Source organism: Flavobacterium sufflavum (assembly GCF_004016525.1).
Classification (GTDB): Bacteria; Bacteroidota; Bacteroidia; order Flavobacteriales; family Flavobacteriaceae; genus Flavobacterium; species Flavobacterium sufflavum.
The window spans coordinates 179,998-191,907 of sequence record NZ_SACJ01000007.1 but is presented as its reverse complement, the minus strand read 5'-3'; the positions used below and the strand labels follow the sequence as shown (position 1 = coordinate 191,907).

Annotated in this window: 10 protein-coding genes; 8 read left to right on the top strand and 2 right to left on the bottom strand. The window is 36.1% G+C overall.

What is annotated here, in order from left to right:
• Nucleotides 1–8: 8 nt before the first annotated feature.
• The 7 genes from EOD40_RS12445 (at nucleotide 9) to argH (ending at nucleotide 7,925) form a co-directional block, all read left to right on the top strand.
• On the top strand, nucleotides 9–1,148 hold the full coding sequence (locus EOD40_RS12445; protein WP_128196001.1) for an aspartate aminotransferase family protein: 1,140 nt from the start codon (nucleotides 9–11) through the stop codon (nucleotides 1,146–1,148).
• Nucleotides 1,149–1,177: 29 nt separating this feature from the next.
• A complete protein-coding gene (locus EOD40_RS12440) occupies nucleotides 1,178–2,374 on the top strand; it encodes a glutamate-5-semialdehyde dehydrogenase (protein WP_128195999.1) in 1,197 nt (398 codons plus the stop codon).
• Nucleotides 2,375–2,612: 238 nt separating this feature from the next.
• Entirely contained in the window at nucleotides 2,613–3,374 is a 762-nt protein-coding gene (gene proB / locus EOD40_RS12435) for a glutamate 5-kinase (RefSeq protein WP_128195998.1), read from the top strand.
• 327 nt (nucleotides 3,375–3,701) lie between these two features.
• Nucleotides 3,702–4,655, top strand: a complete 954-nt coding sequence (locus EOD40_RS12430) for an N-acetylornithine carbamoyltransferase (protein WP_071183301.1) — start codon at nucleotides 3,702–3,704, stop codon at nucleotides 4,653–4,655.
• Entirely contained in the window at nucleotides 4,642–5,430 is a 789-nt protein-coding gene (argB, locus tag EOD40_RS12425; RefSeq protein ID WP_128195996.1) for an acetylglutamate kinase, read from the top strand. The genes EOD40_RS12430 and argB overlap by 14 nt, the downstream gene beginning before the upstream one ends.
• On the top strand, nucleotides 5,427–6,500 hold the full coding sequence (locus EOD40_RS12420) for a M20 family metallo-hydrolase (protein ID WP_128195994.1): 1,074 nt from the start codon (nucleotides 5,427–5,429) through the stop codon (nucleotides 6,498–6,500). The genes argB and EOD40_RS12420 overlap by 4 nt, the downstream gene beginning before the upstream one ends.
• Nucleotides 6,501–6,644: 144 nt before the next feature.
• Nucleotides 6,645–7,925, top strand: coding sequence for an argininosuccinate lyase (argH, locus tag EOD40_RS12415; protein WP_128195992.1), 1,281 nt, complete (start codon nucleotides 6,645–6,647; stop codon nucleotides 7,923–7,925).
• Nucleotides 7,926–8,159: 234 nt separating this feature from the next.
• Here argH and EOD40_RS12410 read toward each other — a convergent pair whose 3' ends face one another.
• The gene (locus tag EOD40_RS12410) at nucleotides 8,160–8,666 is read right to left on the bottom strand and encodes a hypothetical protein (protein ID WP_128195991.1); all 507 of its coding nucleotides are present in this window, start codon (nucleotides 8,664–8,666) and stop codon (nucleotides 8,160–8,162) included.
• A gap of 71 nt (nucleotides 8,667–8,737) precedes the next feature.
• On the bottom strand, nucleotides 8,738–9,127 hold the full coding sequence (gene ytxJ / locus EOD40_RS12405) for a bacillithiol system redox-active protein YtxJ (protein WP_128195989.1): 390 nt from the start codon (nucleotides 9,125–9,127) through the stop codon (nucleotides 8,738–8,740).
• A gap of 150 nt (nucleotides 9,128–9,277) precedes the next feature.
• Between ytxJ and clpB the strand changes: the two genes are divergently transcribed.
• A complete protein-coding gene (clpB, locus tag EOD40_RS12400) occupies nucleotides 9,278–11,884 on the top strand; it encodes an ATP-dependent chaperone ClpB (RefSeq protein WP_128195988.1) in 2,607 nt (868 codons plus the stop codon).
• Nucleotides 11,885–11,910: the final 26 nt, after the last annotated feature.

The following is an 11,910-nucleotide window of genomic DNA, read 5'->3' as shown; positions in this document are numbered from 1 at the left end:
TAAAAAAAATGAACTTATTTGACGTTTACCCATTATACCCTATTACCCCTGTAAAAGCTGTAGATTGTACCATTACAGACGATAAAGGAATCGAATATTTAGATTTATACTCTGGTCACGGAGTAATTTCTATTGGTCATACACAACCGGATTATGTTGCCAAAGTAAAAGAGCAATTGGATAATTTGAGTTTTTACTCGAATGCTATCCAAAACCCATTGCAGGTAGAATTGGCAGAGAAATTAGGAAAAGCTTCCGGCTTAACTGATTTTAGCTTATTCCTTTGCAGTTCTGGTGCTGAAGCCAATGAAAATGCTTTGAAAGTAGCTTCTTTCCACACGAACAAATCAAAAGTAATTGCTTTTGACAATTCATTTCACGGAAGAACTTCTGCCGCAGTTGCTGTAACCGACAATAAAAAAATTGTAGCGCCATTAAACGCGCAACAAGTCGTTACTTTCTTGCCTTTGAACCAAATTGATTTGGTAGAAGCCGAATTGAAAAAAGGCGATGTTTGTGCCGTAATCATCGAACCAATTCAAGGTGTTGGTGGTTTAGACCAGGGAACAACCGAATTCTTTCAAGCTTTGGAAAAAGCCTGCGTAGCCAATGATGTTATCTTAATTTTAGACGAAGTACAATCAGGTTACGGAAGAAGCGGAAAGTTTTTTGCTTTTCAACACCACGGAATCAACCCTGATATCGTAACCACCGCTAAAGGAATGGGGAACGGTTTCCCTATTGGAGGTGTTTTGATTTCTCCTAAATTCCAGGCTAGCTACGGATTATTAGGAACTACTTTTGGAGGAAGCCATTTGGCTTGTGCTGCCGGTATTGCTGTGTTGGACGTGATGGAAAATCAAAATTTGATCGAAAACACAAACAAAGTATCGGAATACTTTTTTGAAGCAATCAAAGTAATTCCTGAAATCATCAACGTAAAAGGAAAAGGATTAATGCTTGGTGTTGAATTTGACTTTGACGTAAGCGCCTTAAGAAAGAAAATGATTATCGAAAAACATATTTTCACTGGTGGAGCTAACAATAAAAACTTATTGAGAATCCTTCCACCGTTAACAATTACTACTGACGCAATTGACGCATTTATCGTTGCGCTACAAGAGTCATTAGCCGAATTAAAAGCATAAGTTTTTCAAAACTTAAAAAATAAAACAAAATGAGTACTATTTTATCCATAGAAAAAAGAAACGCTGTATTGACTACGATGGCGGCTCTTTTAGAACAAGAAAGAGAAGCTTTGAAAGCCATCAATCAACAAGATTTAGCCAATTACAATGGTGAAGATTTGGCTATGGAAAAACGGCTACTCGTTGACGATGCCAAAGTAGACGGAATGATTCTTTCTGTGAAACAATTGGCTAGTCAGGAAGATCCTGTGGGGCAAGTTCGCTATGAATTCACCCACGACAACGGAATGAAAATCAGCAACAAAACGGCTGCTTTTGGAACGATTTTGATTATTTATGAATCGCGTCCTGACGTAACTGTTGAAGCAGGCGGAATTGCATTCAAGTCAGGAAATAAAATTTTATTGAAAGGCGGAAAAGAATCTTTGCTTTCGAATCAAAAAATTGTGAGTCTTTGGCACCAAGCCTTAGAAAGCAATGGAGTTTCAACGGATTGGGTTGAATATTTGAATTACGACAGAGTTCAAACTCAGGCTTTCCTTGAAAAACCAACACAAAGAGTCGATTTAATCGTACCTCGTGGTGGTGAAAAATTGATTGAATTCACCAAAAAACACGCTAGCTGCCCTGTGATTGTAAGCGGTCGAGGAAATAATTTTGTATATGTAAATGCCGATGCCGATTTAGAAAAAGCGATGGCAATTATCATCAACGGAAAAACCTCAAACATATCAGTTTGTAATGCCTTAGATAAAGTTTTAATTGATGTTAATTTACCTAATTGGGAAGCTTTTGCTAACGAATTGGTAAACAAATTAAAAGCATACAACGTTACTATTTTAGGTGATGACGGTTTCGCAAAAGCGACTCAGGTGCCAGCAATAGAAAACGATTTGATTTGGTACGAAGAGTTTTTGGATTACAAAATTGTCATCGGAACAATCAATTCAAAACAAGAAGCCATTGCTAAAATCAATAAATATTGCGGCGGACATTCGGCTTCAATTATTACCGAAAACAAAGCCACTGCGCAAGAATTCATGGAAAACATTGATGCTTCATCCGTTTATCATAATGCTTCTACTCGTTTTACTGATGGAGGGCAATTTGGTTTAGGCGGAGAATTAGCCATCAGTACCGATAAATTGCACCAACGTGGACCAATTGGTTTACAACATTTGGTAACCAATAAATGGTATATTTACGGAGACGGACAAATCAGATAGCAGAAGGCAGATTTCAGTTTGCAGTAATCAGTTGTCAGTTCGAGCGAAGTCGAGAACAAAAATGATTTAAGATTTTTGATTAACGATTTTTGATTGCTGATTTAAAACCCAAACTGTAAAAAATATAAATACTACTTTGTGAACTTTTTTTTACAAAGTAAAAGAGTAAAAAAACTTTGTGCACTTTGCGATTACTTAGTGTCCTTTGTGGTTAAAAAAACCTTTGCGGTTAAAAAACATGGCAAAAAAAAGAATTTTATTAAAATTAGGAAGCAATACGCTAACCAAAGAAACCAATCATATTTCAAGAGGAAAGATTGAGGATATTGGAATGCAGATAGCAGCCTTAAACGATGAATACGAATTTATCATTGTGAGTTCGGGTGCTATTGCTGCGGCAAAACAATTTGTAAAATTAGACAATAACGACAAAGATGTTTTTGTAAAACAAGCTTTGGCTTCTATTGGGCAGCCTCATTTGATGCGGATTTACAATGAAAACTTCAAGGATTTAGGCTTAAATACTTCTCAGTGTTTGCTTTCTTATTCTGATTTCGAAAAAGAACAAACCAGAAAAAACATCGTAAATACCATCAACGTATTAGTTAAAAACAATTACATCCCAATTATCAACGAAAACGATACGGTAGCTACGGATGAAATTAAATTTGGCGACAACGATAAATTAGCCGCTTTGGCCGCTGTTTTATTAAAAGTAGATATTTTGATTATTGCCACCAATACCGACGGTTTTTACACTAAAGAATCAATGGATAACGGGACTCCGGAAACGATTTTATCAGTGAAAGAATTGAAAGATTTGGAAAAAGAAATTGGAGATTCTAAATCGTCACATGGAACTGGCGGAATGCAATCAAAAATAGAAGCCGTAGCCATCGCAAAAGAAGCCAATATTGAAACCTGGATTATCAATGGTTTGAAAGATAATTTTATCTTAAATGCCTTGAAGAATGAAATTGCATTTACTAAGATTGTTTAGAATTCACTATTAGAAGGTTATTAATGAAGATACAAAAAACATTTTTTTATTTATTACTTATACTTTCTGTAACAGGTTTATTCATTTGTCCATACGGAATAATAAACACAATGGTTAGTTTAAAATATGAAACAGAAAATATAACAGATTGTATTTCTTTAGTAAACGGTGAAAATCTGTGTATAACAATAAGAAATTTGAAAGTATTATTCATAACCTGTTTAATTATTCTAATCTTTTTATTGTATTTTAAAAAGAGAATATTAAAATCAAAAGAAAAACAATAAATCAAATCCGTTTAATCAGCGTACAAATAAATAAAGAACAATGAACTTTATATCCATACAAAACATCGATTCACTTGACAAATGGGTGAAACAAGCGTTAAAAATCAAAAAAAATCCGCTTAAGAATAAAAAACTGGGAAAAAACAAAACCTTAGGGATGTTGTTTTTCAACTCTAGTTTAAGAACCCGTTTGAGTACGCAAAAAGCGGCTATGAATTTGGGAATGAATGTGATTGTAATGAATTTTAACAGCGAAGGATGGACTTTGGAATTCCAGGATGGAGTTGTTATGGATCAAGGTTCATCGGAACACATCAAGGAAGCAGCAGCAGTTGTTTCTCAATATTGCGATATTATCGCGATTAGAGCTTTTGCAGGATTGGTTGATAAAGAAAAAGACAATGCCGAAACCGTAATTTCTGGTTTCTTAAAATATGCTTCTGTACCAGTTGTAAACATGGAAAGTGCTACGGGACATCCAATGCAATCCCTTGCCGACGCGATTACAATGGCAGAACACAAAACCAAACACAGAGCTAAAGTGGTTTTAACCTGGGCTCCACATCCTAGAGCTTTGCCTCAGGCTGTTCCAAACTCTTTTGTAGAAATGATGCAAAAGCAGGAAAATATGGATTTTGTAATTACGCATCCGGAAGGTTACGAACTAAATCCTGAAATCACGAAAGATTCCAAAATTGAATACGATCAAAATAAGGCTTTCGAAAATGCTGATTTTATCTATGCTAAAAACTGGAGTAATTATAAAGAATACGGAAAAATTACTAATTCTGACCCAAATTGGACCGTTACTGCTGAGAAAATGGCTTTAACTAATAATGCTAAATTCATGCACTGTTTGCCTGTTAGAAGAAATGTAATTGTTACTGACGAAGTAATTGACAGCGAAAATTCAGTTGTCATCGAACAAGCAAATAACAGAACCTATTCTGCTCAATTAGTTTTGCAAAAAATATTGGAAAATGGAAAAAAGTAAGCAATCCTTATCCATCATAAAAATTGGTGGAAACATCATTGATAATCCAACGGAATTAGCTCATTTTTTAGCAGATTTTTCTAAGATTGAAGGAAACAAGATTCTGGTTCACGGTGGCGGAAAATCGGCTACAAAAATGGCACAAAGTATTGGTTTAGTTCCTCAAATGATTGACGGACGAAGAATTACCGATAAACCCATGCTTGACGTAGTGGTGATGATTTATGCCGGAGAAATCAACAAAAATGTTGTTGCCCAATTACAGGCTCATAATACCAACGCCATGGGGTTTTCTGGTGCTGACGGGAATTTAATTCAATCGACTAAAAGAAATCACCCAACGATTGATTACGGTTTTGTAGGCGATGTTCAAAAAGTGAATACACCATTATTACAAACTTTAATCAATAGCGGAATTGTTCCAGTTTTCTGTGCTATTACACACGATAAAAACGGACAATTATTAAACACCAATGCCGATACAATTGCGAGCGAATTAGCCATTGCAGCATCGGAAGTTTTTGAAGTGACTTTGAACTATTGCTTCGAAAAAGCGGGAGTTTTAACCGATGTTGAAGATGAAAATTCAGTAATTGAACAAATAAATTCAGCTCTTTACACTCAATTAAAAGAAGAAGGTGCAATCCATTCGGGAATGATTCCTAAATTGGATAACTGTTTCAATAGTTTATCTAAAGGTGTTCAGAAAATAAAAATTGGTCATCACAGAATGTTACAAAATAAGGCGGCATTGCATACTACAATAACTTTATGAAAAACATAACTACTCTTATACAAGAAGCCATTGCGCTATTAAAATCGCTAATTGAAACACCTTCATTTTCTAGTGAAGAAGATCAAACAGCAATTTTAATCGAAAATTGGTTTACTCAAAATAACATTCCTTTCGAAAGAGAAAATAATAATGTTTGGGCTTACAATAAACATTTTGATAAATCCAAACCAACGCTTTTACTGAATTCTCACCACGATACGGTGAGACCAAACCAGGGTTACACTAACGATCCGTTTGAAGCAAAAGTAGAAGACGGAAAATTATTTGGTCTGGGAAGTAACGATGCCGGAGGATGTCTGGTTTCTCTAATTGCCACATTTACCCATTTTTATGCCAATGAAAACCTGCCTTACAACATTGTAGTTGTAGCTTCGGCAGAGGAAGAAAGCAGTGGGAAGAATGGATTAAACAGCGTTTTGAAACATTTACCGGAACTGGAATGTGCCATTGTTGGTGAACCTACATTAATGCAATTGGCAGTAGCCGAAAAAGGATTATTGGTATTGGATGTAGTTGTTAAAGGGACGGCAAGTCACGCCGCACACAACAACCCCGACAATCCTATTTATAATGCGATGCCCGTAATTGAATGGTTTAAAAGCTATCAATTCGAGAAAATATCTGAAGTTTTAGGACCTGTAAAAATGACTGTAACCCAGGTTACCGCCGGAAAACAACACAATGTTGTTCCTGCCGAATGTCATTTGGTTGTCGATATTCGTGTGAATGATTGCTACAACAATACCGAAATTTTAGACGCAGTAAGAGCAAACGTCGCTGCCGAAGTAACGCCTCGTTCGATGCACTTGAACGCTTCGTCAATTCCTGTTTCACACGGATTAGTACAAGCAGGAATCGCATTGGGAAGAACCACTTATGGTTCGCCTACCCTTTCGGATCAATCGGTTTTATATTGCAAATCTTTAAAACTTGGACCAGGAGAAAGCTTACGTTCGCACTCGGCTAACGAATTTATATATGTAAACGAAATAGAAGAAGGAATCGAATTGTATATCAAAATACTAACTGATTTTTTCAATAATAATTAGAAGCTAATCCCGCTTTACGCTACAATCTTTTATTTTTTAAAGAAAAAAATAAAAGGATTTTCGCTGCAATCGGGGCTAAAAAATAAAAACTTTGCGAATCTCTGAGTATTCTCAGTGCATCTCTGCGAAACAAAAAACAGAATTATGAAACTTTGGGAAAAAGGAATACCAACAGATAAACAAATCGATTTATTTACTGTTGGAAACGATAGAGAATTAGATTTGATTTTAGCCAAACATGATGTCACAGGAAATATCGCGCAGGCAAAAATGCTTGCTAAAATCGGCTTGATTACCAATCAGGAATGTGAAGATTTATTGGGTGCATTGGCAGAAATTCAGGAAGATATCAAAGCTGGAAATTTTACTATCGAAGATTCATTTGAAGACGTACATTCAAAAGTTGAATATTTACTTACCCAAAAAGTAGGCGATGCCGGAAAAAAAATTCACACTGCCCGTTCCCGAAATGACCAGGTTTTAGTAGATATGAACCTGTACTTAAAAGAAGAAGTACTACAATTAAAACAGCAGGTAAAATCACTTTTTGATTTATTAATGACTTCTGCAGAAAAATACCAAAACGTGTTATTACCAGGCTATACGCATTTACAAATTGCAATGCCTAGTTCATTTGGAATGTGGTTTTCTGCTTATGCAGAAAGTTTAATAGACGATATGAGTATGCTTAATGCTGCTTTAAAAGTAGTAGATCAAAACCCGTTGGGTTCTGCTGCAGGATATGGTAGCTCCTTCCCTATTGACAGAACTTTTACCACAAAAGAAATGGGTTTTAGCACTTTAAAATACAATTCGGTTGCGGCACAAATGAGCCGTGGAAAATCAGAGAAAACAGTTTCTTTTGCAATGGCAAGTGTAGCGGGTACGCTTTCAAAATTTGCTTATGACGTTTGTTTATATATGAGTCAGAATTTTGATTTTATTGGTTTACCGGCCAATTTGACTACAGGATCAAGCATTATGCCTCATAAAAAAAATCCTGATGTGTTTGAATTAATTCGTGGAAAATGCAACAAGATTCAGTCATTACCATATGAATTAACCTTAATTACCAATAATTTACCAAGTGGTTACCACAGGGATTTACAACTTTTAAAAGAAGGTGTTTTTCCTGCTATTCAAAACTTAAAAGCTTGTTTAGATATTGCTATTTTCTCAATACCGGATATCAAGGTAAAAGAAAATATTTTAGAGGATAAAAAATACGATTATCTATTTACTGTAGATACTTTAAACGAAATGGTTTCGGCTGGAATCCCATTTAGAGATGCCTACAAAGAAGTAGCGTTGCAAATTGAAGCTGGAAATTACAAATCACCAAAAGCAACGAAACACACTCACGAAGGAAGTATCAATAACCTTTGTCTGGCTGAAATTAAAGAAAAAATGAAGAGTTCTTATTAATTCGAAAGCCCAAATCAGTATTAAAAAAAATCCATAAAGTGTATTTATGGATTTTTTTTATTTAAAATTTTAACTTTCCAGTTTTTAGATATACCGCTGAATTTTTGACTGAATTATTCATGGCATTTACAAAGGCTTGTTCAAATGCAAAAAAAGCAACGCCACCACTTCCTTTAGATACGAAATCCAATACTTTTTTTCGTGTCTTTATATCATAAATCTGAAAATGAGAATTTATAATACAACTTTCACTTTGAGTACCTGCAGACATACCCATACCTCCTCGCCAGACATTGCCACAGGCATACCAGGACTTCCTTGTATACTGTTTGTGATTTCATGGCCAGAAATTCTTATCAGGTAATCAGCTTTTGTATTTGTAAATAATGAATCCACCTTTTTTTGTTGCTCTTGGGTAAATGTCAAAGGATCATTGGAAACGAATTCAAAAGATTTATCATGTTTTATTTCACCAAAAATATTTTCTTGTTTCAATGTAATTGCACATAAACTATCATACTGCTTAACAAAATCGTGCTTTTGTTTATACTTTTTACTAAATGTCTTGGTAAATTCATTTATCGATATATCATCATTACCAACAAGTAATGCAGTTTTATTGGAACCAAAAACAAATTCTGAATCCTTATAATTTGAAATTTCACTAATGCGAACTGCTTCACAAGAACTTAATAATTGAACAGCAAATATTCCGGCTATTAACCATTTCCTTACTTTCATTTGTTTTAATTTATTAAAAGATTTAGGATTATATATTTTTGTTAAAGTTTAAAACTTTGACAAAGATGAATCTACAGCTTATCACTCAAATCTCCTGCATCAATATCTGAATGTGAAGCATCATAAACCGACTGACCATCCTTTATTAAAAGGATTTGTGGTGATTCGTGATATACATTAAAACGATTGGCTATTTCATTCGAAATTTCGCGATACGTAATTAAATCTAAAAAGTATGGTGTAATTTTATCCTGCAAGTCAAACTCGTTTTCAAACTGTTTTAGTGCCATTCTGCTGACACTGCAACGGGTACTATGTTTAAAAATCACCGCCGGTTTCTCATTCGAATTAAAAATAATTTCCCCTAACTGATCAACATCGGTCAATATTTCCCAATTCATTTTGCTTTCCTGTTGTTTTGGAGTTTCCTCACTCCCAAAAATATTTTTTAAAAAACTCATATTTTGACTTATTTTCTGACTTTTTGACATTAAAAACTGATAAAAATCAGGTTTTTTACGCCTTTTTGTCCTTAAATTTACAATGGAATATAATTTGTCCCATTTTCTGCAAAGTTAATTAATTAGTTTAAACCAAATCTAAAAAACGAAATGAACATCAATAAATTTACAATTAAATCGCAGGAAGCCATTCAGCTATCTCAACAGTTGGCTCAAAGTTACGGTCAGCAACAAATTGAGAATGAACACATTTTCAAAGCTATTTTTGAAGTAGATGAAAATGTAGCGCCTTTTATTTTGAAAAAACTCAATGTAAATGTGCCATTATTTTTGCAAATTTTGGATAGCAGCATTCAAAACTTTCCTAAGGTTTCCGGTGGCGACATTATGCTTTCCCGTGATGCGAATACTGCTTTAAACGAAGCAGAAATTATTGCTAAAAAAATGAACGATGAATATGTTTCCATCGAACATTTAATTCTGGCCATTTTTGCTTCAAAATCTAAGGTTTCCCAAATTTTAAAAGATCAGGGGGTGACCGAAAAAGGATTGAAAGCGGCTATTGAAGAATTGCGAAAAGGAGAAAGAGTGACTTCGGCATCCGCGGAAGAAACTTATAATTCTTTGAATAAATATGCCAAAAACCTGAACGAATTAGCCAAATCAGGAAAACTGGATCCGGTAATTGGACGTGATGAAGAAATCCGACGTGTATTACAAATTCTGACCCGTCGTACCAAAAATAACCCAATGTTGGTTGGTGAACCTGGTGTGGGTAAAACTGCCATTGCCGAAGGATTGGCACACCGAATTGTTGATGGCGACGTTCCTGAAAACCTGAAAGATAAAATCGTTTTCTCATTGGATATGGGAGCTTTGATTGCCGGAGCCAAATACAAAGGAGAGTTTGAAGAGCGTTTAAAATCGGTGGTGAAAGAAGTAACTTCTGCCGAAGGAGATATTGTGCTTTTCATTGACGAAATTCACACCTTAGTTGGTGCCGGAGGTGGCGAAGGTGCTATGGATGCGGCGAATATCCTGAAACCGGCTTTGGCTCGTGGTGAACTGCGTGCTATTGGAGCAACCACTTTGGACGAATACCAAAAATATTTCGAAAAAGACAAAGCGCTTGAAAGACGTTTCCAAAAAGTAATGATTGAAGAACCCGATACCGAAAGTGCGATTTCGATTCTGCGTGGTATCAAAGAAAAATACGAAACCCATCACAAGGTACAAATTAAGGATGAGGCAATTATTGCTGCGGTGGAGTTGTCACAACGCTACATTACCAATCGTTTTTTACCGGACAAAGCCATCGACTTAATGGACGAGGCGGCTTCAAAAATCCGTATGGAAATCAATTCGAAACCAGAAGAACTGGATGTTTTGGATCGAAAAGTAATGCAACTCGAAATCGAAATTGAGGCTATCAAAAGAGAAAAAGAAGAGAGTAAACTCAAGTCTTTGGGAATGGAATTAGCCAATCTTAAAGAAGATAGAAATAAAATTTTCGCCAAATGGAAATCTGAGAAAGACGTAGTCGATAATATCCAAACGGTAAAAACGGAAATCGAAAACTTTAAGTACGAGGCCGAGCGCGCTGAACGTGAGGGAGATTACGGAAAAGTAGCCGAAATTAGATACGGAAGAATCAAAGAAGCCCAAGAGCGTTTAGATATTTTAACAAAACAATTACAGGAAAATCAGTCCGGTTCTTCGCTTATTAAAGAAGAAGTAACCCGAGAAGACATTGCCGAAGTAGTAGCCAAATGGACCGGAATTCCAGTAGTAAAAATGCTTCAGGGCGAAAGAGAAAAACTATTACATCTGGAAGAAGAATTGCACAAACGTGTAGTGGGTCAGGAAGAAGCCATCGAGGCAATTAGCGATGCTGTGCGCCGAAGCCGTGCAGGATTACAGGACATGAAAAAACCTATTGGTACTTTCTTGTTCCTTGGAACAACCGGTGTCGGTAAAACCGAATTGGCCAAAGCCCTGGCCGAATATTTATTCGACGATGAAAACGCCATGACCCGTATTGATATGAGTGAGTATCAGGAACGTCACAGCGTGAGCCGATTGGTGGGTGCGCCTCCGGGATATGTGGGTTATGACGAAGGTGGGCAATTGACCGAGGCCGTGCGTAGAAAACCTTATTCCGTGATTTTGCTCGATGAGATAGAAAAAGCACATCCCGATACCTTTAACATCTTGTTGCAGGTTTTGGACGAAGGACGTTTGACAGACAATAAAGGCCGCCTTGCCGATTTCAAAAACACCATTATCATTATGACTTCTAATATGGGAAGCCAGATTATACAGGAGAAATTTGAAAATCTAAAAGGTGGTGTCGAAGCCGCAACCGAAGCTGCTAAAGTGGAAGTTTTAGGCTTGTTGAAACAAACCGTTCGCCCGGAATTCATCAACCGTATTGACGAAATCGTGATGTTTACGCCGTTGACCAATGCTAATATTGCACAAATTGTAGGCTTACAACTGAAATCGGTTACTAAAATGCTGGCACAACAAGGCATCACTATGGACGCCACACCGGAAGCCATTGCCTATTTATCTGAGAAAGGATACGACCCGCAATTTGGTGCCCGTCCCGTAAAACGTGTGATTCAAAGAGAGGTTTTGAACCAGTTGTCTAAAGAAATACTGTCCGGAAAAATCACTACCGACAGCATTATCCTTTTGGACTCTTTTGACGGTCAATTGGTTTTTAGAAATCAAAGTGAAACAGAAGAAGTTTGAATTTTTAAACCATTATGAAATTAAGA